Origin of the sequence: Alteromonas algae, assembly GCF_049117195.1 — a bacterium.
GTDB lineage: Bacteria > Pseudomonadota > Gammaproteobacteria > Enterobacterales > Alteromonadaceae > Alteromonas.
In genome coordinates this window covers 716,613-742,013 of sequence record NZ_CP185260.1, presented here as the reverse complement: position 1 = coordinate 742,013, position 25,401 = coordinate 716,613, and the positions used below count along the sequence as shown (strand labels likewise).

At 44.5% G+C, this 25,401-nt stretch carries 21 protein-coding genes; 9 read left to right on the top strand and 12 right to left on the bottom strand.

Annotated elements, in window-relative coordinates:
* Positions 1-19: 19 nt before the first annotated feature.
* From dsbC to djlA, 3 genes are all read right to left on the bottom strand, one after another.
* A complete protein-coding gene (gene dsbC, locus ACOJRU_RS03290; RefSeq protein ID WP_421133629.1) occupies positions 20-730 on the bottom strand; it encodes a bifunctional protein-disulfide isomerase/oxidoreductase DsbC in 711 nt (236 codons plus the stop codon).
* Between the two features lie 202 nt (positions 731-932).
* Complete coding sequence (gene xerD / locus ACOJRU_RS03285) at positions 933-1,856, bottom strand: site-specific tyrosine recombinase XerD (RefSeq protein WP_421133628.1); 924 nt, start codon at positions 1,854-1,856, stop codon at positions 933-935.
* Between the two features lie 2 nt (positions 1,857-1,858).
* Positions 1,859-2,716 (bottom strand): co-chaperone DjlA, encoded by an 858-nt coding sequence (djlA, locus tag ACOJRU_RS03280; protein WP_421133627.1) that lies wholly within the window; start codon positions 2,714-2,716, stop codon positions 1,859-1,861.
* Positions 2,717-3,095: 379 nt separating this feature from the next.
* On the opposite strand from djlA, the gene ACOJRU_RS03275 reads away from it, so the two are divergent.
* The 8 genes from ACOJRU_RS03275 to ACOJRU_RS03240 all read left to right on the top strand — a co-directional run bounded on the left by ACOJRU_RS03275 (position 3,096) and on the right by ACOJRU_RS03240 (position 12,678).
* Positions 3,096-5,291, top strand: coding sequence for an LPS-assembly protein LptD (locus ACOJRU_RS03275; RefSeq protein ID WP_421134705.1), 2,196 nt, complete (start codon positions 3,096-3,098; stop codon positions 5,289-5,291).
* A 60-nt stretch (positions 5,292-5,351) separates the two neighbouring features.
* Positions 5,352-6,635, top strand: a complete 1,284-nt coding sequence (gene surA / locus ACOJRU_RS03270) for a peptidylprolyl isomerase SurA (RefSeq protein WP_421133626.1) — start codon at positions 5,352-5,354, stop codon at positions 6,633-6,635.
* A 13-nt stretch (positions 6,636-6,648) separates the two neighbouring features.
* Positions 6,649-7,635, top strand: coding sequence for a 4-hydroxythreonine-4-phosphate dehydrogenase PdxA (pdxA, locus tag ACOJRU_RS03265; protein WP_421133625.1), 987 nt, complete (start codon positions 6,649-6,651; stop codon positions 7,633-7,635).
* Positions 7,632-8,465, top strand: a complete 834-nt coding sequence (rsmA, locus tag ACOJRU_RS03260; protein ID WP_421133624.1) for a 16S rRNA (adenine(1518)-N(6)/adenine(1519)-N(6))-dimethyltransferase RsmA — start codon at positions 7,632-7,634, stop codon at positions 8,463-8,465. The genes pdxA and rsmA overlap by 4 nt, the downstream gene beginning before the upstream one ends.
* A 3-nt stretch (positions 8,466-8,468) precedes the next feature.
* On the top strand, positions 8,469-8,843 hold the full coding sequence (gene apaG / locus ACOJRU_RS03255) for a Co2+/Mg2+ efflux protein ApaG (RefSeq protein WP_421133623.1): 375 nt from the start codon (positions 8,469-8,471) through the stop codon (positions 8,841-8,843).
* 12 nt (positions 8,844-8,855) lie between these two features.
* Positions 8,856-9,683: a symmetrical bis(5'-nucleosyl)-tetraphosphatase gene (locus tag ACOJRU_RS03250; RefSeq protein ID WP_421133622.1), complete on the top strand. Its 828-nt coding sequence runs from the start codon at positions 8,856-8,858 to the stop codon at positions 9,681-9,683.
* A 210-nt stretch (positions 9,684-9,893) separates the two neighbouring features.
* Positions 9,894-11,918, top strand: coding sequence for a methyl-accepting chemotaxis protein (locus ACOJRU_RS03245; protein ID WP_421133621.1), 2,025 nt, complete (start codon positions 9,894-9,896; stop codon positions 11,916-11,918).
* 187 nt (positions 11,919-12,105) lie between these two features.
* A complete protein-coding gene (locus ACOJRU_RS03240; RefSeq protein ID WP_421133620.1) occupies positions 12,106-12,678 on the top strand; it encodes an SOUL family heme-binding protein in 573 nt (190 codons plus the stop codon).
* A gap of 39 nt (positions 12,679-12,717) precedes the next feature.
* Here the strand turns inward: ACOJRU_RS03240 and lysC are convergent, their stop codons facing one another.
* The 4 genes from lysC to ACOJRU_RS03220 all read right to left on the bottom strand — a co-directional run bounded on the left by lysC (position 12,718) and on the right by ACOJRU_RS03220 (position 17,267).
* Positions 12,718-14,067, bottom strand: a complete 1,350-nt coding sequence (gene lysC / locus ACOJRU_RS03235; RefSeq protein ID WP_421133619.1) for a lysine-sensitive aspartokinase 3 — start codon at positions 14,065-14,067, stop codon at positions 12,718-12,720.
* 63 nt (positions 14,068-14,130) lie between these two features.
* A complete protein-coding gene (locus ACOJRU_RS03230; protein WP_421133618.1) occupies positions 14,131-14,583 on the bottom strand; it encodes a DUF192 domain-containing protein in 453 nt (150 codons plus the stop codon).
* 171 nt (positions 14,584-14,754) lie between these two features.
* Positions 14,755-16,155: a membrane-bound lytic murein transglycosylase MltF gene (gene mltF / locus ACOJRU_RS03225; RefSeq protein ID WP_421133617.1), complete on the bottom strand. Its 1,401-nt coding sequence runs from the start codon at positions 16,153-16,155 to the stop codon at positions 14,755-14,757.
* A 155-nt stretch (positions 16,156-16,310) separates the two neighbouring features.
* Complete coding sequence (locus ACOJRU_RS03220) at positions 16,311-17,267, bottom strand: DNA ligase (RefSeq protein ID WP_421133616.1); 957 nt, start codon at positions 17,265-17,267, stop codon at positions 16,311-16,313.
* 161 nt (positions 17,268-17,428) lie between these two features.
* Here ACOJRU_RS03220 and ACOJRU_RS03215 point away from each other — a divergent pair, with 161 nt between their 5' ends.
* A complete protein-coding gene (locus ACOJRU_RS03215; RefSeq protein WP_421133615.1) occupies positions 17,429-18,271 on the top strand; it encodes a DUF4198 domain-containing protein in 843 nt (280 codons plus the stop codon).
* 71 nt (positions 18,272-18,342) lie between these two features.
* Here ACOJRU_RS03215 and ACOJRU_RS03210 read toward each other — a convergent pair whose 3' ends face one another.
* The 5 genes from ACOJRU_RS03210 to ACOJRU_RS03190 all read right to left on the bottom strand — a co-directional run bounded on the left by ACOJRU_RS03210 (position 18,343) and on the right by ACOJRU_RS03190 (position 25,357).
* Complete coding sequence (locus tag ACOJRU_RS03210) at positions 18,343-18,750, bottom strand: hypothetical protein (RefSeq protein WP_421133614.1); 408 nt, start codon at positions 18,748-18,750, stop codon at positions 18,343-18,345.
* Between the two features lie 174 nt (positions 18,751-18,924).
* Positions 18,925-20,043: a response regulator gene (locus ACOJRU_RS03205; protein WP_421133613.1), complete on the bottom strand. Its 1,119-nt coding sequence runs from the start codon at positions 20,041-20,043 to the stop codon at positions 18,925-18,927.
* A gap of 36 nt (positions 20,044-20,079) precedes the next feature.
* Positions 20,080-20,778, bottom strand: a complete 699-nt coding sequence (locus tag ACOJRU_RS03200; protein WP_421133612.1) for a hypothetical protein — start codon at positions 20,776-20,778, stop codon at positions 20,080-20,082.
* Between the two features lie 237 nt (positions 20,779-21,015).
* On the bottom strand, positions 21,016-23,826 hold the full coding sequence (locus tag ACOJRU_RS03195; RefSeq protein WP_421133611.1) for a bifunctional aconitate hydratase 2/2-methylisocitrate dehydratase: 2,811 nt from the start codon (positions 23,824-23,826) through the stop codon (positions 21,016-21,018).
* Between the two features lie 427 nt (positions 23,827-24,253).
* Positions 24,254-25,357 (bottom strand): PQQ-dependent sugar dehydrogenase, encoded by a 1,104-nt coding sequence (locus tag ACOJRU_RS03190; protein WP_421133610.1) that lies wholly within the window; start codon positions 25,355-25,357, stop codon positions 24,254-24,256.
* Positions 25,358-25,401 lie beyond the last annotated feature (44 nt).

The following is a 25,401-nucleotide window of genomic DNA, read 5'->3' as shown; positions in this document are numbered from 1 at the left end:
TTCGCGCGCAGCATGGCCGTTAACCAGCTTGATTTAGACGCTGTAACAAAACAGCAGCGGGTTGGTAACCAGGAATAAGCTCACCATCTGGTAATATGATATTAGGTGTACCATTAACGCCTAACTTTTGACCCAATTGGTACTGTTCTGCTACGGTATTTTTACACGTAGATGAAGGTACGCTATCACCAGCTTTAGCATCAGTTAGCGCTTGCTGAGGATTTTCTGCGCACCATACGGCGACCATATCACCATAGGTAGGGCTATTAAGCCCAGCGCGAGGAAACGCGAGATAGTTAACCGTAATACCGAGACGGTTTAGTTCGTCGATTTCATTATGAAACTTCCGGCAGTACCCACACGTGATATCGGTAAACACGTTAATAACATGCTTTTCATCAGCCGCCTTGAACGAAATAGCAGATGATGCGAATGGTTTCATACTGTCAACGCGCAAGGTAGATAGCGCTTGTTCAGTTTCGTTACGCATACCCTCATCAATATTGAAAATACGGGCTTGGACCAAATATTTGGCGTCTTCACTGACATAAAACAGACCACGCTCGGTCGACACCTGCACTAATCCTGGTATTGGCGAGTCACTCATTGTCTCTACATTTAGGTCTAACATGCTAGACAGTTTGTTTTTAATTGCCGCTTCATCGGCTGCATTGCCCGTTGCACTAACCAAAGTCAGTGCAAATGCAAAAATTTTAAATACTGATTTCACTTAACAACTCCGAAAATGACATCGCACCACAGTGTAGGCCAATGTACAAAACCTTAAATACGAGAGGGAATATTGATAAGACCTTCATGCCTAACAAATAATTCCCGAACTTCGATAAAATACGCTTACACGTCGCCACTGCGGTTATGCTATCACAGGGTTTGTCGGCATAAACACGTTTTCATCCCACTTTATACGTCACTTACCCTCTAGGATGATGGCTATGAATAAGGGTTTGCAAGCGTTCTGTTGCAACATGGGTATAAATTTGTGTCGTTGAAAGGTCGCTATGCCCTAATAGCATTTGCACCACGCGCAAGTCTGCACCATGGTTTAATAAATGCGTTGCAAAAGCATGCCTTAGAGTATGAGGAGACAGATGCTGTTCTATGCCGGCTTTCACTGCATAGTATTTTATACGATGCCAAAATGTCTGACGTGTCATTTTTTGGCCTCGCTTACTTAAAAACACCACATCAGTTTGCTTAGTGGCAAGTATAGGGCGGGCATCTTTGATATACACGAGCAACCACTCAATAGCCTCTTCACCTAACGGAACCAGCCTCTCTTTATTGCCCTTTCCAGTCACCCGCACAACGCCTTGCTGCAAACTCACTTGATCAAGTGTTAATCCAATAAGTTCACTTACACGCAGCCCAGTAGCATAAAGAACTTCTAACATGCTCTTATCTCTGCATTCTACGGGATCGTCAGTGAGCGGCGCGGCCAGTAACGTTTCGACTTCACGTTCAGACAATGATGTAGGCAATGTCTTTGCTGTTTTCGGGTTAGACAAAGCAGAAATCGGACTGTCTACACGAACCTGCTTGCTAATTAAAAATATATAAAAGGCACGCATCGCGCTCATCGCACGCTGCGTACTTCGCGTGGATAAGCCTTCTTGATGTCTATGCGCGAGATACCCCTGGATATGCTCACTGGTTAGCACCGAAATATCTTTTATCCCCTCGTTGTTGCAATAAACGGCAAGTTTCGTTAAGTCAGTTCGATAGCTTTGTTGCGTATGATCGGAAAGCCCCTTTTCCAACCATAGCATCTCGATAAACTCATCAATGTAGGCTTGAGTGACTGCCGGTACGTACGTTAGCTTTCGCGTTGATGCCATGATTAGAAGCCGCGTTTGTCTTTTACGAGTTCGTAGGCTGATTGTATGTCCTGTGCCTTTTTCTTCGCTATTTCCATTGCCTGCTGAGGAAGCCCTTTAGATATTAGTTTATCAGGGTGATGCTCTGACATTCGCTTTCGATACGCACGCTTAATCGTCTTTTCATCATCATTTTGAGAAACGCCTAGAATTTGGTAAGCATCAGACAAGGATTGCTGATCAGAATACCCACTGCTTGCGTTGCCCTGTTGGCCACGTCGTTGGCCCGCTCCCGCTTGACCACCTCGCTGCCTAAATCGAATTTCAGCCTCATACATGGCGATAAGGTAGTCTACATCTTTGCGTCTAAACCCTAATGGTATCGCCACTTTTTCCAGTACGCGATATTCTTGTTGAGACACTTCCCCATCAGCGAATGCTGTCTGAATAAGAATCTCAAGAAACACTTGTAGTATATCGCGTCGCCCATGGCATGCCTGATAGAATGTGTTTAGCGTGTCAACAAGCGGAAAGTCTCTTGCTTTACCTTCTCTGAAGGCATTTTGCGCCTCTTTTCGGGTATCACCAGTAAGCTGCATATCATCCATCAATGCCGTCGCAATTTGAATTTCCTTAGGTGTAACCTTCCCGTCTGATTTAGCTAAGTGGCCTAGCGCAGAAAACAAGCTATGAAAAAATATCGCTTGCTGTTTCATACTTTGAGGGTCAGAAAAAAAGCGCGCAAAACCGCCTGACCTATTAAAATCTTGGCTGTAGGCTTTATCGAAAAAGTGGCCAACAATGAGCCCTAGAATTGCACCGGGTATTTTTAAAAACATTAGGCCAAAAATTACGCCCAGTACTTTCCCCCATATAGCCATGTAGACTCTCCTTTATAAGCACCGACGCGCGATTACAATAAAATAAGCGATGATATTGCCCGCCATTATGACGAATTACTCATTATAAGTAAGCGCATAAGCCGCAAATTCAAGTTAATTAGGCCGTAATTGCGACGAAATTGGCAATATATCTTTCTTTTTTTTAAACAACGGTTGGTTAATAGATAAGAAGTGCTTAGAATTGACGTCTTGCACAAAATAGTTACGTGCTGGTGTTTAACATCAGCAAATTGATAATAATATGCTGAACGGTACTAGGAAGCCTTTGCTTACCATGTCGTTTGAGCAGCACCAAATAGAACAGGCCACTCCCCATCGCATGAAAAAGACCTGCGTCATGCTTGTCGCCGCGGCACTAATGTCAGTGAGTACGTACGCGCAACAAGCAACTTCTCAAACACAAGCCCCCACTGCGCTGTGTTACGCTGAGCCTATTTCTTTTAATAGCGAAAAGTTAATGCCAACAGGCCATGTAAAGGTTGAGGCAAATAGAACCGAAATTATCAAAAATAAGGTGGCTCTGTTTTCGGGTAACGTCGACATTACTTCTGATACCGCAGTAATTAGCGCATCTCAAGCGCAAGTGAGTGAGAACGGTCGCAATTTGATTGCCAAGGGAGAGGTGCAATATCGTGATGCGCAACTTAGTGTAGAAAGTGATGCAGTTTCTTTTCGCGCTGACGAAGAGCGCTTAGAAATGGAAAACACACAATACACGCTTACTGGCTTTGTGGGTCAAGGTGCTGCAAAAGATATTTTGCTTGATACCGAAACGGGTATTGTTTTAAAAGACGTCAGCTTTACTACTTGCCCCGAAGGTGATGAAGATTGGAAGATAAGAGCAAGTGAAATCAGTCTAGAACAAGGCACTGCTTGGGGCAAAGCTAAAAATACGCGATTCTACATCGCTGATGTGCCCGTTTTTTACCTTCCTTATTTTGCATTTCCTGTCAGCAATGAACGACAAACGGGATTGTTGTTTCCACAACTAACCAGTTCAAGTCGAACGGGCGTAGATTACGAACAGCCTTTCTACTGGAATATTTCCCCCAACTACGACATGACAATTTCACCCCGTTTTATGTCGTTACGTGGGATGCAACTTAACACCGAGTTCCGTTATCTCACCGAGAAAAGCCAAGGTATGGTTTACCTAGAGTATCTCCCAGGTGACAAAGATATAGCAGGCAGCCCGAACCGTTATTTTTATCGGTTAGAGCACCAAGGGCAGATAAATAAGAATTGGATGTTAGGGGTCGACTTTAACGGGTTAAGTGACGATAACTACCTGGTCGATTTAGGTTCAGATTATTACAGTCGTGCTGACACACATTTATATAGAACGGTAAGCTTGCGCTATTACTCGCAGGCGTTGTCAGTAAATATGCAAGTAAAAGACTTCGAAATTATAGGCGATACGGCTGACAGCTACCGCGCGCTTCCTGAGATAAAGGTCAATTATCGCAAGCCACTAGGACAGTACTTTCAGTTTAGCCTTGATTCAGAATTGGCGTATTTTGATAACACATCAGAATCATTACCTACTGCAACACGTTTTCACATTGCTCCAACCCTCTCGATGCCGCTTCGCTCAGCCTGGGGTGAATTTATTGCTGAAACCACATTGATGCAGACGTTATATAAGCAAGATAATATTGAAGGCACAGCCCTTGAAGAAAGTGTTGAACGCACCATCGGGCAAGGCCGCTTGTTCGGTGCACTGTATTTCGAACGCGACACGTCGTGGTTTAGCAACGATACATCAATGACGCTAGAGCCCAAACTACAATATCTATACACATCATTTGAAGACCAAACGGCCATTGGCCTTTATGACGCGACCGTTTTGCTCACTGATGTGGAAGGGTTGTTTCGTGGACAAGAGTTTACTGGCTTAGATAGGATAAACGACAACAATCAAATTACTCTGGGCGTAACCACACGACTATTAAATGAGAATAATAGGGAACAATTGGTACTAAGCTTAGGTCAGATATTTTACCTTGAAGATAATAAAGTTATTGCCGCATCGAAAGACGGCGATCGTTCTGCACTCGCTGCCGAACTCGACTGGCGTTTCAATGACAATTGGTACTTTCACTCCGATGTACAAATCACTACCGACACCGACAAAGTCGATATTAGTAGTGTGGGGTTAGAGTATCGCCAAGACAGTGATCGGTTTATCCAATTTAGCCATCGTTATGTCAGAAATTTAAGCGGTGAAACCATCGACCAGGTGGGTGTGTCCGCAAGTTGGCCGATAAATGAGAACTGGCAGTGGGTAGCAAGAACTTATCGTGATTTAGAACGACAAAGAAGTATTGAAACGTATGCTGGTTTACAATACGAGTCATGCTGTTGGGCGGTACGATTAGTTGCACAACGTACATTAAACAATCGTTATAATGCCTTGGGTGAGCAATCGACCAATGACTTTGACTCAGGTGTATCTATGCAGTTTATTTTCAAGGGGATTGGTACCTCAGGTACACGAAGAAGCATGTTACGCGACGGCTTGTTTGGCTATCGCCAACCATATAGTTTAAATTAACCGGTAGTGATTCAAGTGAATGCTTGATTAAACGCATTAACCAAAAATAAAAGAGAAAGTATGAAGTTCATAATTCGAGCCTTGTTGTTAGGCGCAGTACTATCTTTCAGTAGCGTTGCTCAGGAAGTAATGCTTGACCGCGTCGCGGTGATCGTTGACCAGGGTGTCGTGCTTGAAAGTGAAATCGAAGCATTGATAAAAGACGTTAAGAAGAATGCGAGAGACAATAACCAGTCGCTTCCTTCAGACAGAGCACTTCGCACGCAGGCCATTGAACGCTTGATTGTGAAAAATCTTCAGTTACAAATGGCTGAGCGCATGGGTATTCGCATTAGCGACCCTCAGTTAGAACAAACCATTGGCAACATAGCGGCAAATCAAAACGCCACGCTTGAGCAACTTCGTGGGCAGCTAATTGCCGAAGGCATTGCTTATGATGACTATCGAGAAAGTATTCGCGAAGAAATCATCATGGGAGAAGTACGCAGGGCTAACGTTCGTCGCCGTGTTTACATTACTCCACAAGAAATAACCACATTGTTAGAATTGATGGAAGAACAAGGCGCCACGCAAGCTGAATATCGTTTAGGCCATATTCTTATCGGTTTCCCGGCTGAGCCAACTGACGAAGACATTGCCGCTGCCCGTGAGCGTGCAGATAAAGTTATTTCATTGCTCAACTCTGGCTCTGACTTTACCAAAATAGCGATTGCCTCGTCGTCAGGTAGCGAAGCACTTGAAGGCGGAGACATGGGCTGGCTAAACATTAATGCTATGCCTACGCTGTTCGCAGAAGCGATACAAGGTAAAGATAAAGATGAACTTGTTGGCCCAATAAGAAGTGGTGCAGGTTTTCATATTCTGAAAGTGGCTGATACTCGTGGCATAGAAAAAGTGACGGTTGAGGAAGTCGACTCTCGTCATATTCTTATTAAACCATCGATTATTCTTAGCGAAGATAAAGCCAAAGCAATGTTAGCTAAATTTAAAGAAGATTTGCTTAACGGTGATGCAGATTTTGCAGAGCTTGCCAAAGAGCACTCTGAGGACCCAGGCTCAGCACTTCGAGGCGGTGAGTTAGGCTGGGCAGATCCTAATGCGTATGTTCCAGCGTTTAAAGAAGCACTCGCGCGCTTAGCCCCTGGTGAGTATAGCGAGCCAGTGCGCTCTGTGCATGGTTGGCATTTGCTTCAACTCATCGATAGACGCGTTGATGATGCGACTGAGCGTAAAAAAGAAGATAAAGCATATCAACTTATCTACAACAGAAAGTTTGCAGAAGAAACCGAGAACTGGTTACGTGAAATGCGAGACGCTGCATACATTGAAGTTCTCGATTCTTAACTAGACAGTAATTATGAGCAGACCGATAAAAATAGCGATAACACCAGGCGAGCCAGCCGGGATTGGGCCAGATTTAATCATTAAATTAGCCCAAGAAGCGTGGCAGGCACAGTTAGTGGTGTTTGCCGATGCAGACATGATGATGGCCCGAGCAGATGCGCTTGGCCTTCCTCTGTCGTTACTGCCTTTTGATGACACCAGCAGTGCAATTCAGCCTGCTGGTTCGTTATATATTAAGCAAATCGACGCCAATGCTGACGTCGTAGCGGGACAATTAGACAGTGAAAATGGCCTTTACGTTGTAGAGACACTGAGAGAGGCATGCCAAGCTAATATTAACGGTGATTTTGACGCGGTAGTTACCGGGCCTGTACATAAAGGCATTATTAACAAAGCCGGCGTCTCTTTTAGTGGGCATACCGAGTTTTTTGCTCATCAATCAAACACGATTGACGTGGTTATGCTACTTGCTACCGAAGGGCTTAACGTTGCGTTAGCCACCACGCATATTCCATTAGAGTATGTGGCAAAAGCAATTACACGAGAAAGGCTTAATAAAGTCATTCACATTATCAATACCGACTTAACATTAAAATTCGGTATTAAACAACCTCGTATTTATGTATGCGGGTTGAACCCTCACGCAGGGGAAGACGGCCATATTGGCACTGAAGAAATTCATACCATAACACCTGCACTTGAAGAGCTACGTGCAGAAGGCCTAGACATCGTCGGGCCATTGCCTGCCGATACTATATTCCAGCCAAAATATTTAGATGATGCAGACGTTGTGTTAGCAATGTACCACGACCAGGGATTACCCGTGTTAAAATACAAAGGATTTGGCGCATCAGTAAACATTACACTGGGGCTTCCCTTTATTAGAACTTCCGTCGATCATGGCACCGCGCTAGATTTAGCTGGCACTGGCAGCGCAGATCCCGGCAGTTTCAGAAAGGCTTTGGAAAAAGCCATAGAGCTTGCATATCATCAACAATGAGTAAAACACATTTAGGCCATACGGCCAGAAAACGTTTCGGGCAAAACTTTCTGCACGACGATTATGTCATTGGCAAAATTGTCGACGCAATTAACCCCAAAAACGAACAGAACCTTGTAGAAATTGGTCCAGGACTTGGTGCATTAACCGATCCTGTCTGTGAAGAAGTGAACGCACTAACGGTCATTGAACTCGATAGAGACCTCGCTAAGCGGCTTCGTCACCACCCTTTCAATGGCGAGAAACTTTCGGTCATTGAACAAGATGCCATGACATTGGATTTCACCGCTCTGTTAAAAACAATGCCGGTTGAAGGTCAAAAGTTACGTGTGTTTGGTAATTTACCGTACAACATCTCTACGCCGTTGATGTTCCACCTTTTTGACCATGCCGACAGCATTGAAGACATGCACTTTATGCTTCAAAAAGAGGTGGTAACTCGCCTTGCTGCTGGGCCTGGGTCGAAGACCTACGGCAGGTTATCAGTGATGGCACAGTATTATTGCCAAGTAATTCCTGTACTCACTGTGCCACCAGGCGCATTTAAGCCGCCTCCAAAAGTAGACTCAGCCGTTGTCAGATTGGTACCCCATAGTGTGCCTCCGGTAGAGGTAACATCGGTTAATACGCTTGAACGTGTTTGCGCCCAAGCATTCAATCAGCGTAGAAAGACCATTAGAAACTCGTTAAAAGACTGCTTAACAGAAGCGCAATTGACCCAAATAGGCTTGAACCCTACAGCGCGCGCTGAAGTACTTTCACTGCAAGACTTTGCGACTATTGCTAATGCCGTATCGGCGCTAGAATCTGCGCAAGAGTTAAATAGCTAAACCATGTCTACTTCTGATATTTGTGTGCGGGTGAAAACCCGCCACCTTCCTGACCATCTTCCAAGTGATTCAGCACAGTATGCGTTTGCGTATCACATCACTATTGAAAATAAGAGCGAGCACACTGTTCAACTTATCAATCGATATTGGAAAATCACTGACGCCAATGGTAAGTCAACGGAGGTTCGCGGCGCTGGCGTGATTGGCAAGCAGCCCATCATGCAACCGAACGAACAGTTTGAGTACACCAGCGGCGCTGTGTTAGACACCCCCGTTGGCAGTATGGAAGGTCACTACGAAATGGAGAACGAAAATGGAGAGCGCTTTCACGTGCCTATTTCCCCGTTTCGCTTAGCCAAGCCTAACCTTCTTCATTAAAAGACGAGTACTATGCAAGAAACGAGAAGCTTTGTCGTTGGAGATATTCAAGGATGTCATCGAGGGCTATTAGACCTGCTCGATACGGTCAACTTTAATGCAGACGTTGATACCTTGTATGCAGTCGGTGACTTGGTGGCGCGAGGCGATGACTCGTTAAGTACCCTACGCTATTTAAAGTCGCTAGGTAGCAGCTTTTACACCGTTCTTGGAAACCACGATCTTCACCTTCTGGCGGTGGCTAGTGGCATTCGCGAGGCTAAAAAATCGGATAACCTGCAACCGCTTATTGATGCGCCCGACTTTAACGACCTCATTGACTGGTTGCGCACGTTTCCATTAGCACTTCGCATCAACAAACATAACCTATTGGTACATGCAGGACTGTTTCCTGAATGGTCGTTTAAAGACGTAATTGCTGCCAGTGATTCCGTTTCCTCACGGCTCAGAAGTGATGACTATGTCAGCTTTTTAAAAACCATGTACGGCAATATGCCAACCCATTTCAATGATGCGTCAACAGACGAAGAAAAAACGCGCTTTACGGTGAACGCCTGTACACGAATGCGTTATTTGCACCCAGACAATAGACTGGAATTTTCCAATAAATCTCACCCTGCTAACGCCGCTACCCCTAGCGAATTAGTTCCCTGGTTCAATGTGCCAAATAGCAAGCTTAAGAAAAAGCAGAAGGTCATTTTTGGGCACTGGGCTGCATTAAATGGTGACACAGAGCACAGTCAGTTTATTGGTTTAGATACGGGCTATGTATGGGGGCAGACCATGAGCCTGTTGCATATTGAAAGTGGGACTATTACCCAGGTTAATGCGAAAAAATAACTGGTTGTACCTTTAGTTCTTGCTTTTATGTCATTCAGGGGTAAATATTTCAAATATGTTGCCGATACATAAACTTACAGGCAAGCTTTGCCGATACGCATGTACACTAGCGGTATAGATGATTTGTAAAACCTTCGATTAGTGGTGTATTTCGTGGGTTTTGCAGGGTACTATCACAAAAATAAAAATAATTTGAGTCCAGGAGTTCCGATGAAGATTACTGTAGCAACGCGCATAATCGGTGGATTTGTCGCAATCAGTGTTCTACTGATTATCATAAGTATTGTGTCACTCTACAATTTGAATTCTATTGGCTCTGCAACCGAGGAAGTCAATGATGTCGCGCTACCTACCGTAGCAGGCAGCAATGCATTAAAAGCCAGCTTTCTTAATATGGGCCGACTCACATTCGAAGCCTACATTGAAGAAAGTTTAACGGGTCTTCAAGAAAAGAAAGCTTCGTTTAAGGCAGCGCGTGACGCATTTGACTCCGAGTATACGAAACTCGCATCGGCGGTATCCGAACAACCGGACTTACGCAGTACATTAAACAGCGTGCGCAGTGCTTTTGACGCCTACCTGTTAAATGTTGACGATCTGCATGCGAACCATCAGGAATACATGGATTTACGCAACGCCATCGAAAACAAACTTGGCGACGCGGAAGACAATGCGGATGATGCGTCTACCTACCTACTTGATTTTTCAGACTTAGACGCGGTTCAAAGCAACGCAAACCTTAGAAGAGCGTCTCAAAAAGGCGGGGAATTAGAGACCGCGCTGCTATCGCTTTTGACCGTGTCGACAGAATATGTAAAAACCCAAACACTCGTTCGTTCACAGACACTGGGTAACGAAGTAACGCTGGTTGTCGACAAGGTAACGTCGTTGCTGGGTGAAATGAATGATATTGCGGACGGTCAAGACGACTCAGGAACACTTGATGATATTAACGAGCTTGTGAGCGATGCCGTTAGTGCCATAACAGCGCGTGATGGTGTGCTTCAATTGCACGTAGATAGACTAGAACGTCGAAACGACGCGGAGCGCGCACTTAATGCCTCAGACGCGAACATCGCAAAAGGCGTGGTAGAACTAGAACGTTTGCTAAAACTTGCTGATAATAAAGCATCAGAAATTGAAGATCAGGTTAATTCGACCATTGCTACGGGTAACACTATCGTTGTAATTGTTGCGCTAATCTCTATCGCGGCAGCTTTTCTTATCGGTATTGTTACCGTAAGAGCCATCACACGACCACTGTACCGCGTAAACGAATTACTTACTGTTGCCTCATCAGGCGACCTCACGCATCGCTTAGATGACAGCGCTAAGGATGAATTTGGCCTTCTTGCAAGAAACTGTAATACGCTAATTGGCAACCTGAAAGAGCTTATCACGGCAATCAATGTCCGCGCAGAGCAACTAGCTGCTGCTTCAGAGCAAACATCTGCGGTGACTGAGCAAACGACTCACTCTATTCAAGATCAAAAATCACAAATTGGACAAGTTGCAACGGCAACCACCGAGATGCACTCAACGTCACAACTTGTGGTGCAAAACGCAGAAGACACCCTTAACCAAATCAAGCATGCTGATGTCGAAGCTGAAAACGTTCGCCAGATATCTCTTGAGAACAAAAACACCATTGAGATCCTCGCCCGCGATGTTGAAGATGCGGCTGAAGTGATCAATAAACTTCATCAAGACAGTGCGAGCATCGGCGGTATCCTGGATGTTATCCGTGGGGTAGCAGACCAAACGAACCTTTTAGCCCTTAATGCTGCTATTGAGGCTGCACGAGCAGGTGAGCAAGGACGAGGCTTTGCCGTTGTTGCTGATGAAGTTAGAACGTTAGCGAGTAGAACCCAGCAGTCTACACAAGAAATTAACGCCATGATTGAAGTACTTCAAGCGGGCGCTGAACGTGCAGTTGCGGTAATGAATCAAGGTAAAGAACAAACGGTTGCGTGTGTAACGCAAACAGAGAAAGCGACACAGGCACTTGATATCATCTCAGACGCTGTACACAAAGCCCATGACGTAAGCTCTCAAATTGAACAATCTGCTAGGGAACAAAACACCGTTTCTCAAGAAATCAGTGAAAAGCTTGAGACTATCGTTGGCATTGCAGAAGAGACAACAGCGGGTGCTCAGCAAACTTCAGAGTCAAGTCACGAAGTGGCACGCCTTGCTGAAGAACTTCAGCAATCGATACGTCAATTTAAGGTGTAGCAACTCACAATATACTCAGCAAAAGGGCGCATTAGCGCCCTTTTTTATTACATCGTAAAAAAAGGTAGAGCACGTTCAACCTTAAAAAAGTGAGCACGACGGCCTCTTATCACGTATACCGAGTATGGTTTCTTCAATAAACAACATAATGACGGTATTTTTTAGGCTATTAGTAATTGGATTGGTAATGAGTGCAAGTAATGTAAAGGCTGAAAAGGTGTATTACAAAAGCACGGAAACTATTCCGTACGAGGTCATTAAACAGCTAAATGAAGACGTTGAAATTCGCCAGTATCCAGAGGCTATTGGAGTGACATCTAAAGGCAGCAGTGAAAATGGCGCATTTAGGCTGCTTTTCAACTACATTTCTGGTGACAACACGTCCAACAGTGACATTGCGATGACGTCTCCTGTGGAGGTGGCTAATGCCAGCACCGACATCGCGATGACGTCACCGGTTGAAGTATCAGAAAATAACGGCATGATGTTTTTCTTACCCAGCCAATATACCCAAGAGACCGCACCTGTCCCTACTCACCCCGATGTGTCACTAGTTAACGTACCTTCAAGGAAGGTGGCGTCTATCACCTATTCAGGGCTTGATACAGACAGTAAGCGTGATGCTTATGAGCAGACGTTATTATCACTGCTGACGGAAAATGGCTTTGCACCATCAGGGGAAGCGAGTTATCTGGGGTATGATTCGCCATTTACGCTGCCATGGAATAAACGGCATGAAATCATTATTCCCATAGAATGAGATAGTGGCGGGTAACAGACATACCCGCCTTAAGCCGTATTATTCGAATAACGCTTTGTGCAATTTGCACACTACATCGTTACTGTCATTTTCGCTGACTAAAAATGATAAATTGTGTGGGTTAGCACCGAAACAAATCATACGAAGTGTAAAATCAGCTACCGAGGCAAGGATCTTACTCGAAACGCCTGTCGCCGTTTGCATATTGTTGCCTACCACGGTCACTAAATCATAGCCCTTCTCAACTTTTACATCACAGATGGTCTCTAGTTCAGCAATAGTTTCTTTATTCAGCCTTTGTGCTACCGAATTAGCAGGGTTATCTAAGGTAAACGATACGGAGATTTCGGACGTGGTAACCAAGTCAACGCTTAGTTTGTGTTTTGCTATAATAGCAAAAACCTGCTGTAGAAAGCCTTGAGCATACATCATCTTCGGTGTTTTAACCGTAACCATTACTTGCTCTTTACGACGCGTAATAGCGCGATAAGGCGGCTCGTGTTCGCAGTCACGAACAATCCATGTGCCCCCTTTTTCCGGTTCTTTACTTGAGCCAACAAAGACTTTTATATTTTTCCGAAGTGCCGGCTCCATGGTAGCGGGGTGAAGCACTTTCGCGCCGAAAGTGGCCATTTCTGCCGCTTCTTCAAAACTTAATTCTGGCAGAGGACGTGCAGCATCAGTTATACGAGGATCGGTAGTATAGACACCAATAACGTCAGTCCAAATCTCGCACGTCTGTGCATTTAATGCCTCGGCGAGTAACGCAGCAGTAAAGTCTGAGCCGCCTCGGCCTAGTGTGGTTGTATGCCCCTCCCCGTCTGCGCCAACAAAACCCTGGGTAACGACGATGGCGTCCGTAATCTCAGGCGCCAAAAGTTGCTCAGCGAGTTTCGCTATTTCTTCAATCTGAGGAGATGCCTCACCGTATTCGCTGTCGGTTCGTAATACTTTACGTACATCAAAATTAATGGTTTTAACGTTTTGTTCAGACAACACAGAAGAGAACATCAGTGAGGACATGCGCTCACCCATGGATAACAGTTGATCCTTCAAATCGTTTCTGTGAAGGATTTCTTCATGAAATGCTAATGCACGGAGTTCATCGAGTAAGTCGTTCAGTTTAACTGCGACTTCATCTTTATCGGTAAGCTTATTTAAAATCGCAAGCTCTATGTCAGTGATCGCCTGACACGTGTCTTCAATTTGTTGTTGTGTCATTGGCGTATGAGCAAGGCTGACCAAATGATTTGTTACGCCCGCTGATGCACTCACTACCACAATTCGTGTGGTTTCATTACCGGCCACAATTCTCGCGCAATGTTGCATTGCCTCGTAATTGGCAACACTGGTTCCGCCGAACTTGGCTATCGATAAGGCATTTGTCACTTTATTTAACTCCAGATTAGTACCAGTGTTTGACTGGCATACTGCGCATTGATACTGCGCAGCTTAACGATGAATTATTAATTGGTCTCCAACCTTCACGTTATGATTGGCAAACCACCCTTGGTTCATTTCCAGTGCGTACAGTACCTTTTTCGATGAGCCTACAGATTCTAGGCTATGAGGCATCAAAGGTTTTATATCAGTAATTACACCGTTTCTGTCGATAAATGCTACGTCTAAGGGTATAAAAGTGTTCTTCATCCACATACCAGCATATTTGCTGCTATCGAAGGTGAAAAACATTCCGCAATCTTCACATAATTCTTTTCTAAACATAAGCCCCTGAGCACGCTGTTCAAAGGTTTTTGCGTATTCTACGTCATATTTTTTTTCGCCAATGGTAATTGAGATACTATCAAAACTGACTTCGTTCATTTTAGCGACCGGATCGATTTGCGCCTGTACGCAACCAGTAGATAAACAAAGAACCATTAGTATAAAGAAAAGCTTGTCCATTTGACGTTCCTATAAGCGATAAAAGTCGAAAACTCGACTGGGGAGTTGGTAGGTAGTTTATACACTAATTTTGCTAACATCCAATGACGCTGCCACGTGCGAGACTAGCGTATTAGCAAAGAACACTTGGCAACACTGTGTCACTTTCTAGTCTTGCGTTGTTACAGGAACTTATTGCAGCTCATTTTCTATAATATGCTGATACTCTCGAATTCGCTGTACATAACGCACCGGCTCGGTGCCTCGGGCATAACCATAACGTAAATCTTTGTAATATCGCTTGTCACTAAGTAAGGGCAATACTTGTTTCATGTCGGCCCACTTATGAGGGTTCAAGTTAAGTGTACGGGCTAGTGATTGCGCATCATGTAAATGCGCTCGGCCTATGTTGTATGCAGCTAATGCAAGCCAAGTGCGATCAGGTTCTTCCACTTCCTCTACAAATCGGTGGGTTCTAATTTTGGCAAGGTAGCGTGCACCACCAAATATACTTTGCTTGGGATCTAATCTATCGTTTACCCCTACTTCATTGGCTGTTTGCTTTGTCAGCATCATTATACCGCGCACACCTGTGGGGCTTACTGCATCGGCCAACCAATGAGACTCTTGATACCCCTGTGCCGCTAATAAGTGAAAGGGTAAATCATACTTTTTAGCAGCGTCTCTAAAATACTGCGTATATTCAGGAAAACGCTTTTCGACGCGGCGAATAAGCGTACGCGTATCTACATAATCAAATACCTCAAAAAAGCCGTAATATTGGTCTAACATGCTGTCTAATCGGCCCGTCTCCTCATATTCGGCATACCACCTCTGTATTTCAGCGCCCAACCCTGTACTAGATTTATGCAGCATCCACGCTAACTTTTCGCTTCTGTTAAGGTTAAAAGGGGCGATTAACTCTGGGAAGTATCGACGGTTAAGATCAACAATATTAGAGTCGGCAACACTGCAATCAACTTCCCTTTGCCACACCTTGTAAAGAATTTGCTCGGTGGATAATTCTGCGCTTTCCACCCAGCTAAGCGCAGGGTACTGCTCTTGCAACTCATTTAGTCGCTCACTGTAGGCTGTACCCTCAGCCACCATTATGTCGAGCCCTATTAGCTCATCTATGGTTTCTGGCTGCACGTTATCTCGTCGGCAAACCACCTGCTGTGTAATGTCTTGGTAATTAGGGCCAAACATAAACTCTTTTGCTCTTGCTTTTGTTTGGGTTAGTCCCGCCGCAGCAATATGCCCTTCGTTATTTCTCAACGCCGCTATCACGCCTTGAATAGAGGCTTTTTCAATGATCTTAAGCTCAACACCTAAATAAGAGGCAAACGCCTCGGCCATATCAAACTCGGGCCCCCTAGGCTGCACATTTCGCCCTATAAAATACGTAGTGGGGGCATTTCGAGTAATAACTTTTAAGACGCCTGACGCCTTAATGTGTGAGATAAGCTCACCTGATGCGATACCAGAATCTTCAGTAGAGTCACTTTCATGACTGCCATTCGGTGACTTTTCGCATGCGGCAAGTAAAACGACGATTACAGCGAAGAACAATAATTTCCATAAAGACTGCATTGCGATTACCTTATCTACCCTGTCATAAGCCTCACATACAAAGTTACTTGTTTGAGTAAGGCGCGAGTGAAGAGATACCACCGTATAGCACATATATCAATTTTGCAATTTAGCGGCACTGTGCGTTTGACTAGACACTCCTTATCAACAACACGTTAGTGCTTATTGGCCGTTGATGCTTCTGGTAAATCGTTTTGAGGGCGAATATGCATAAAACTGGCAAAGCGGGGCTTTCCAGTATTGGTATAGCCGTAAAATTTATAGGTGACCCACTCACCAATTTCTGGCGGGTGCTTCCGCTCGTTGTTTGAAAAACCGCTACCAAGTTTAAATTGAACACCATCAGCCCGCTCAACTAATAACGATCCCATCATGGTGTTAAATTTGCCTTTGCCATTTATGTGGGCGATCACCCTTGCCTCGCTGTCTTGGTGGCGCTTAAGTTTAAGTAAATAGGCACTACGACCGTTAACATATCGCGCTTGGCGATAATGAAGCATAAGCCCCTCCCCACCTGCATCGGTCACACTATTTAACTTTTCCTGCAAGGCTTCATGGGTGTGCAGCACAAATTGAGGGATAGCGAGTAACGCTGGGCTTTTTGCTGTATCAGTAAGTCGCTTAATCTCTTCTGCCCTTCTTTCAAAAGGTTGCATAAGCAGCGGCATATCAAACACCATAAATTTTATTCTTTTCCAGCGTTCGTCAGGAATGTCAGTAAGCACAATAGAGGCTGTATCTTCAAATTTACCTCGAGCAAACCACAGCTCGCCATCTAGCGTGGTATTTGGCCATGCCCGCGTAAACCACTTTGGGGCATGAATAACATTACCCTTTCGGGTTAGAAGTTCTGTTCCCGTCCACCTTGCACGAATGCCATCAAGCTTTTCACTTATCAAGTAATCGCTAAGAGCCACAGTATGGTGAGACGCTGTGTATAGGTTTGCCGTCTGTGTAGGTACGCGCTGATGAACATCATCGAGCGTATTGGCACTTACGGTTGCGGCTGCTGCTATCCATACCAGTATCCCTAATGCCCATGCTAATAGTAATTGCCATTCAAATTTACATGGCATACCTGCCAATGCATTACTTCGTTTACTTGTGCCCACGCCCCACTCCTAAAAAAACTGTTTAGAAAGGTTAAGCGTATTGATATTAGTGATTAAATATACTGTGCTTCAGGCGGGTTTTACCTGTGGTCCCCAAGCTTTGCACGAATCAGCAAATGGAATTAAGGTGGAGCTAATTAAATGAAAACGGATATAAATATATGAAAGCATTTAACATACAAAAAGCACTTATCAAAAGCCTCGCGGCGCTCACCGCAGTAGCCTACGCGCCATTTTCTTTGGCCCACGACTTTTGGCTTGAGCCCACGCAGTTTCATTTTGAGGACGCATCGCCAGTAGCAGTGCAGTTCAAAGTGGGTCATAAAGACGACATTAATAGCTGGAATTTATCTTGGGATAAAATCGTAGCGCTTCGCAACTACACCCCAACAGGGGTTGAGGATATGGCAGCAGGCATTATTCCTAAATCTAGCTTACTACCCGGCGTGGCTAAAACCGCTACCTTGCAGGCAGGGAGCTATATCATCGGTTTTGAAAGCTATCACAGTGTGAGCGTGCTAGAAGCAGAAAAATTTAACGACTACGCAAAAAAGGAAGGACTTAAGGAAGTCGTTGAATATCGAAAACGCAAGGGCCTTGAAGGCTACGATGGAGAAGAACTTTACTCTCGAAAAGCAAAGGCTATTGTACAAGTGGGAGAAACACTTACCGACAACGCTACCAAGCCTATTGGTCATACATTAGAAATTGTACCGCTTAGCCATCCTTTTAAATTAGGAAAAAGTAACAGCCTCACCGTCCAGGTACTGTTTAAAGGCAAACCTCTACAAGATGCATTAATAGATTCGGTCCCCCTTAAAAATGCAACTCACGCCGCCCAATCATTCCTCACTGATGAGAATGGGCAGGCTACCTTTACATTTAACGAGTCTGGCGCAGTTAAGCTAAACTGCGTGTGGGGAGTGCCGCTTAAAAATAGTATTAAAGCCGACTTTGAAACGTATTTTTCAAGTCTTACGTTTGCGGTAAACCGCGAAAAATAATGCGATGGCATTGCGCAGACGCTTCAATCCGCCATCTCGGTATTGAGTGACGGAGCACAGATAAACACGCTCTAATTAGGCTGAGCTGACAGCTTGTGTTTGTATTCACTGGATAGCCAATGGAACGCTTCATCAAAATCGGTGAAAAACAAATAATTCATATGTTTCAATTCAGGGATTCTTTGAAACATCATTCCGCGGATGACAGGGCCTTTGAATACGTAAGCCTTGGCTATTAGCCCCATTTCAGGTAGGCGATTTACAATGTGTTTTACCATATCAAATGCTTCGGGCGTTGCACCTTCAACTTCGCTTATATCTGCAAGCAACGCGAAAGGCTTCATGTTTAAACCCAAAACTAACTTAAAAAGGTGCTCTCGATAATCTTCTGCACTGCGCTCATTAAAAATGCCATAAAGCTTACTGGTTATTACTCCATCTTTATAACTTATTGATAAGGTGCTTCGTTTTTTATGCATCGCCAACCTTTGTCTTTCTATATCAATGCAATAGTAAGCGATAGAAAGCGTGAAATAAATTAACGCCCTAATGTTTAATTTAAACTAGACAGTTTTTAACAAGCCATTTTTTACAAGGCTATTTTTTGACAAGACTGCTTTTCGACAAGGCAGGTTTTAGAAAAGACAGCTTCTTCAAGAAAAAACATAGCGTTCAATGAGTTTGGACAGCTCTTTGCTGTCCACGGGTTTGGTTATATACCCGCTCATTCCCGATAAGAGTGCTTTGTCTATCTCATCTGACACTACTGATGCCGTAAACGCGATAACGGGTGTGGTAACGCCTGTATCTCGTAGTGCCGTTGCTGTTTCTGCACCCGTCATGTTTGGCATTTGTAAATCCATTAAAATCAAATTGAATGTCTGTTGAGCCGCAATGGTTAACGCCTCGTGACCATTGTTCGCAAGCACTACCGTTACCCCTAAGTCTTCTAACAATGATTGCGCTACCATTCGGTTGATCTCATTATCATCAACCACTAACACAGAGCCTTTACTCATACCCTCAGCATGTATTTCTTGGTCAATGGACGGGGTGGTGTTTATGGGTTCTGTTTTTAGCTCTAACTCACTATTAAGTGTTTCATCCTGGAAGGTGAACGCTAATACAAAGCTAAAATCACTCCCCTTACCTATTTCACTGCGTAAGGTGACATTACCGCCCATTGCTTCAACCAAACTCTTCACAATTTGTAAGCCTAAGCCGGTGCCGCCATGAGTGCGGTTTATACTGCTATTTGCTTGAGTAAATGCACCAAAAATATCAACTTCTTCACACTGCTCTATCCCTTCTCCAGTATCGATAACAGAGAACTTTATGGCTTGCTCACGGGATGAAGCAGTAACACACTCAACCACTACAGATACACTGCCCTGTTGCGTAAACTTGATGGCGTTACTAATTAGGTTATTCAGTATTTGCGATAAGCGAACTGCGTCACCGAAAACGTGGGCGCTAACGTCATCAGCAATACTTGAGTTAAGGACAATATTTTTGTTTTGCGCAAGTTGAGAATAAAACGATACACAGGACTGCACCGTGGAAACTAAATTAAACGGCGTTGATTCTAAAGAAAGCTTTCCCGCATTGAGTTTCGAGACATCCAATATATCGTTTAGTATACGATTTAGCGATATCCCTGACTGTTGAATTCGCTCTAGATTTGGCCTAGCGCTTTCACTTATTCCTTTAGACAACACAACGTCAGTAAGCCCGAGAATTCCATTGAGGGGCGTACGTATTTCGTGGGACATAGTGGCTAAAAAGCGAGCCTGTGTTAAAGATGCCTCTCACTCTAACGCTAGGGCGTGGTTAAGTTTTATTGTTTTGGCATTACTTTCAATTAACGCAGCTTCCAATCGGCTCACCAACTGATAGATAAGTATTGATACCACAACATTTGTAATGCATAACCTTACCCATACCGCATGGTCGTATTCTCCCTCATAGAACGGCACGACAAAGGTACTGCCTGCGATAACGGCCATAGAAGCCACTCGCCATCTGCCGGAAAGAAATACAATGGGAAACACAAGCCCCAAAGGAATAAGAGATGCGGGTAAAAGGCCGTTACTAAAGACTAGGTAAGGTGCAATAGGACATGCAACTACAGCCCACAGCTTTGCAATCAAAGCTTCATAATTCGCAAAATACATCGCTGCGCAAGACGTGACGAAACACCATATAGCAACACTAAGCGCGAGAGCATTATTATCAGCGCGGGTAACCACGATGCCCACAATAAGCGCGGACGAAAATGCCAGCATCAGTCGAAAACCGGTTTTGCGAAGTGCTCGTTTGACTGTGTCAGCAGAATTATTTAGGTGAGCGTTTTCCGTAGACGCGTTTTTTACAGATGCGTTGCCTACATGTGCGCTATCTGAAGGTGCATCGCCTCCAGTTGCATTATCCGCAGTTGCCTTGACCTTAGGTGCTCTGTTCTTAGCTGCCTTGTCCTTAAGAGCATTGTCCACAAGTGTTTTTGCCATTAAAACCAGCTATCCAGCGCTTAAAAATCGGTATGCCTTCGAGTATAGGTTAAAAGGCCAATAAGTAAATTAGTCGTTAGTCACGGTAAGTGGCCTGATTGATGCTATATCTTGATGCTATATAGAGGCACTCTTTCTTTGCGTTAACGCACTTTAGAACGTGACAGAAAAATGTAAAAAAAGCCCCAAAATTGGGGCTTTTTATAAGTTAGCTGTATTTCAATAAAACGTTTTAGACTATACGTTTTGAATCGCTACGTCTGGCGTAAACTTAGGCGCAACGGCCATGTCCTCAGCAGGTGGCGCGAAGTCAGTAAGGTTAATCCCTTCAACCGCTGCTTTGTACTCGTCCATTGTTGGGAAGCGGCCAAGCACAGCAGATAACACTACTAACGGTGTTGAACCAAGAAGTGACTCACCTTTCTTCTCGTTAGAGTCGGCAACAACACGACCTTGGAACAAGCGCGTAGAGGTAGCAATAACCGTATCACCAGGTTCTGCTTTCTCTTGGTTACCCATACAAAGGTTACACCCTGGACGCTCTAGGTACATGATGTTGTCATACTTAGTACGTGCAGATTCTTTTGGTTTAGCATCATCAAACTCGAAACCAGCGTACTTGGTAAGAATATCCCAATCGCCTTCCGCTTTTAGCTCATCAACAATGTTGTATGTTGGTGGTGCAACAACAAGTGGCACGTTAAACGACACGCTGCCATTTTGCTTTTCTAAATTGCGAAGCATTTGAGCGATAATCTGCATGTCACCTTTGTGAACCATACAAGAACCGACGAACGCAAGGTCAACTGCTTTACCATCGTAGAACGAAACAGGGCGAATAACGTCATGGGTATAGCGCTTAGAAACGTCTTCGTTATTTACGTCTGGGTCAGCAATCATTGGCTCGTCGATTTGGTCTAAATCAACCACCACTTCTGCGTAATAGTTTGCGTTGTCATCTGGTGCAAGCGCCGGCTCTTCGCCTGACTTGATTTCAGCAATACGCTTATCAGCAAGGTCGATAAGACCCTGAAGCATAGCCGCATCGTTGTCCATGCCCTTGTCGATCATGATCTTGATACGTGTTTTAGCAAGCTCTAATGACGCAATCATCGTCTCATCGTTTGAAATACAGATTGACGCTTTCGCTTTCATCTCTGCAGTCCAGTCAGTGAACGTGAATGCTTGGTCAGCAAGCAACGTACCGATTTGTACTTCAATAACACGACCTTGGAATACGTTCTCACCGCCAAATTGCTTAAGCATTTGCGCTTGAGTCGCGTGAACCACATCACGGAAATCCATGTGGCTCTTCATTTCGCCTTTGAACGTCACTTTTACCGACTCAGGAATTGGCATTGCCGCTTCACCTGTCGCAAGTGCTACCGCTACCGTACCCGAGTCAGCACCGAACGCGACACCTTTCGACATACGTGTATGAGAGTCACCACCAATGATGATCGCGCGATCATCAACCGTAATATCGTTCAATACTTTGTGAATTACGTCAGTCATTGCATGGTAAACCCCTTTAGGGTCACGTGCTGTGATTACACCAAAGTTATTCATGAAAGACATAAGTTTAGGAATATTAGCTTGCGCTTTCTTATCCCATACCGACGCGGTGTGACAGCCAGACTGGTATGCACCGTCTACAAGCGGAGAAATCGTTGATGCTGCCATTGATTCAAGCTCTTGGCATGTCATCGGGCCGGTTGTATCTTGTGAGCCTACAATATTTACTTTAACGCGAACGTCTGAACCAGCGTGAAGCGGGGTCTCAGATTTAACGCCTACCGCATTGCGGTTAAAGATTTTTTCAACAGCCGTTAGGCCTTGGTTCTCTACAGACACTTCTTTAGAGCGTGCATAAACTTCAGGTACGTCTGTGCCTAACACGTTCGCAGCGAATGTTTGTAATTGCTTACCAAAGGTTACTGCATAAGAACCACCCGCTTTCATAAACTCCATTTTTTGCGGAGTGAAAGCACTGGATATATCAGCAAGTTCTTCTGAACCGTTAAACAGCTTTTTCGCTTTAGTATCGATAGTTAGCACTGTGCCTGTAGCAACAGAGTATGCTTCTTCCAATACTGGGTCGCCGTTAGCATCACGAACCACTTCACCGTTAGCATCTGTCTTTTTAACCCAGTTTTTAAGGTCTAAGCCAATACCGCCAGTTACGTCTACTGTCGTTAAGAAAATTGGAGCGATACCATTAGTACCTGCAACCACTGGGGCTTTGTTTACAAATGGAATGTAAGGGCTTGCTGCCTCACCGGCCCAAAGTGCAACGTTATTCACACCAGACATACGCGAAGAACCTACGCCCATGGTGCCTTTTTCTGCAATAAGCATTACTTTGGCATTCGGGTGCTTTTTACCTAGCTCAACAATTTCTTGCTGTGCTTCAGGTGTGATCATGCACTGACCGTGTAGTTCGCGGTCTGCACGAGAGTGAGCTTGGTTACCTGGAGAAAGTAAATCAGTAGAGATGTCACCTTCTGCAGCAATATAAGTGACTACATCAATTTTTTCTGGCACGTCAGGTAATTTCGTGAAGAACTCTGCCTGTGCGTAGCTCTCTAGAATGTCTTTTGCTATTGCATTGCCTGCTTTGTAAGACGCTTCTAAACGCTCTGTATCAGCTTCGTATAGGTAAACCTGTGTTTTTACGACTTCGGCCGCTGGCTTAGCTACCGCTTCGTTGTCTGAAAGCGCTAAATCAAGAAGCACTTCAACAGATGGGCCACCTTTCATGTGAGAAAGCAATTCAAGTGCAAACTCAGGCGTGATCTCATCAACCTTTTCTTCGCCAAGAACGATTTCTTTCAGAAAAGTTGCTTTAACGCCTGCAGCACTCGTGGTGCCTGGCAAGGTGTTATAGATAAAGAACTTAAGTGAGTCTTCGCGGTGCTCGTTACCAGTATCTTTGATTTGAGCAATGATTTCTGACAGTAAATCTGCACTGTCGATAGGCTTAGGGTGAAGACCTAGCTCCGCTTTACGGGTTTCGATCTCTGCCAAATATTCTGAATACAAACTCATATATTTATCTCGGTCTTGGGTTAACGTTAGGTTTGTTTATACGTTTTAAGTAACACAACGCATAAAATTTGGTGATTATTTTACCTGATTTTATAGCGACAAGTAATCATAAGAACAATACAGTAAATTTTCCTGCCTGATTGCGCTAAATAATTAATCAAATCTGGCGCACGGCTTCGCTCACTAAAATTGACTCAACACACAAGCATGATGAAATTAACCCTTCAATTTCATTAGGTTAAAAACACTCATAGGGCTTAGCCGCACGACAATGTCGTGATGGCGTCTATTTTTTTATATGCTTACACCTAGCTGAATTTATCCTAGGTATTTATTCTATTTATGGTAGTACCAGAGCAAATAATAAACAAACACCGTTCCCTGATAAAAATTTTTGCCTCTGTTTTACTGTGACTCCCTGACAATTTTATTGGTTACGTGGACTAACACGCACCAGTGAAGCGTCAGTACCATCGGTAAGCAGATAGATATAACCTAAGTTATCAACGGCAATATCTCGCAAGCGCTTACCTAACGATGAAAAAATACGTTGTTGGGATGCGTTTTGCTCTTCAAGCGCCACCGCATAGACGGCTTTATCTTTTAACGCGGTCACCAGCAAAGTATTGCGCAGCGACGGGAATTGAGCGCCACAATAGTAGACCATTGCTGAGGGTGCAATAGAAGGCGTCCAGTCCCAAACTGGGTTTTGCATTCCCTCATAGTGTCTAAACGGCGAAATTCGAGCACCTGAGTAATCATTACCGTTTGTCACTACTGGCCATCCGTAATTATCGCCACGGTGAAGTTGATTGATTTCATCACCACCATCGGGACCGTGCTCATGCAGCCATATCTCGCCATGCGGCCCTTGAATTAGCCCTTGAGGGTTTCGGTGGCCGTAAGTAAAAATGAAAGGGGCGCCGGAAAATGTACCATCGACAGGCGCACTACCATCGCTATTAAAGCGCAACACCTTACCTAACTGCGAGTTTAGTTTTTGCGCCTTTTCGCGGTAGTCGAAACCATCGCCACTGGTCACTAACCATTCATTTTTATTAAGCGCTAGTAGACGTCCACCATAGTGTACAGGCGTATCTTTTGTGTCTTTAACTTCAAACACCGTTTCCAGCCCTTCTATCTCTCCCTCTACGCTCAACGTTCCCTTCATTACCGCAAGCCTATTGTCGTGTTTGTCTCCTTTCGCATAGGAAATCATTAGCGCTCGGCTTTTATTAAAGTCAGGGAAAAGCTTGATATCCATAAGCCCTCCCTGCCCTGCAACATAAAGCGATGGAAGGGCTAATTTTTGGCGCGTTACCGTGCCATCATTTGACACTTTTACCACATTTCCTTCCCGTTCGGTTATCAACCAATGGCCTTGCGGAGTAAGGGCTAACGCCCATGGAGAAACAAGTTTATCTGCGATGACGTCGGTAGTGAAATCAAGTGAAGGCTCAGCGGTGTTGGCATAGGTAGCAAACCCTATGCTAAACATGGCAATTATCATTACGTGTTGAAGTTTATTCATACCGAGTACTCTAAAAACGTTTATTTCTTTACCCTAGCATGCAA

Excerpts from the sequence above, each read along its gene's own strand:
- xerD (WP_421133628.1), bottom strand. The coding sequence starts at position 1,856 with ATGGCATCAACGCGAAAGCTAACGTACGTACCGGCAGTCACTCAAGCC.
- djlA (WP_421133627.1), bottom strand. The coding sequence starts at position 2,716 with ATGGCTATATGGGGGAAAGTACTGGGCGTAATTTTTGGCCTAATGTTT.
- ACOJRU_RS03275 (WP_421134705.1), top strand. The coding sequence starts at position 3,096 with ATGTCAGTGAGTACGTACGCGCAACAAGCAACTTCTCAAACACAAGCC.
- surA (WP_421133626.1), top strand. The coding sequence starts at position 5,352 with ATGAAGTTCATAATTCGAGCCTTGTTGTTAGGCGCAGTACTATCTTTC.
- pdxA (WP_421133625.1), top strand. The coding sequence starts at position 6,649 with ATGAGCAGACCGATAAAAATAGCGATAACACCAGGCGAGCCAGCCGGG.
- rsmA (WP_421133624.1), top strand. The coding sequence starts at position 7,632 with ATGAGTAAAACACATTTAGGCCATACGGCCAGAAAACGTTTCGGGCAA.
- apaG (WP_421133623.1), top strand. The coding sequence starts at position 8,469 with ATGTCTACTTCTGATATTTGTGTGCGGGTGAAAACCCGCCACCTTCCT.
- ACOJRU_RS03250 (WP_421133622.1), top strand. The coding sequence starts at position 8,856 with ATGCAAGAAACGAGAAGCTTTGTCGTTGGAGATATTCAAGGATGTCAT.
- ACOJRU_RS03245 (WP_421133621.1), top strand. The coding sequence starts at position 9,894 with ATGAAGATTACTGTAGCAACGCGCATAATCGGTGGATTTGTCGCAATC.
- ACOJRU_RS03240 (WP_421133620.1), top strand. The coding sequence starts at position 12,106 with ATGAGTGCAAGTAATGTAAAGGCTGAAAAGGTGTATTACAAAAGCACG.
- ACOJRU_RS03230 (WP_421133618.1), bottom strand. The coding sequence starts at position 14,583 with ATGGACAAGCTTTTCTTTATACTAATGGTTCTTTGTTTATCTACTGGT.
- mltF (WP_421133617.1), bottom strand. The coding sequence starts at position 16,155 with ATGCAGTCTTTATGGAAATTATTGTTCTTCGCTGTAATCGTCGTTTTA.
- ACOJRU_RS03215 (WP_421133615.1), top strand. The coding sequence starts at position 17,429 with ATGAAAGCATTTAACATACAAAAAGCACTTATCAAAAGCCTCGCGGCG.
- ACOJRU_RS03210 (WP_421133614.1), bottom strand. The coding sequence starts at position 18,750 with ATGCATAAAAAACGAAGCACCTTATCAATAAGTTATAAAGATGGAGTA.
- ACOJRU_RS03205 (WP_421133613.1), bottom strand. The coding sequence starts at position 20,043 with ATGTCCCACGAAATACGTACGCCCCTCAATGGAATTCTCGGGCTTACT.
- ACOJRU_RS03200 (WP_421133612.1), bottom strand. The coding sequence starts at position 20,778 with ATGGCAAAAACACTTGTGGACAATGCTCTTAAGGACAAGGCAGCTAAG.
- ACOJRU_RS03195 (WP_421133611.1), bottom strand. The coding sequence starts at position 23,826 with ATGAGTTTGTATTCAGAATATTTGGCAGAGATCGAAACCCGTAAAGCG.
- ACOJRU_RS03190 (WP_421133610.1), bottom strand. The coding sequence starts at position 25,357 with ATGAATAAACTTCAACACGTAATGATAATTGCCATGTTTAGCATAGGG.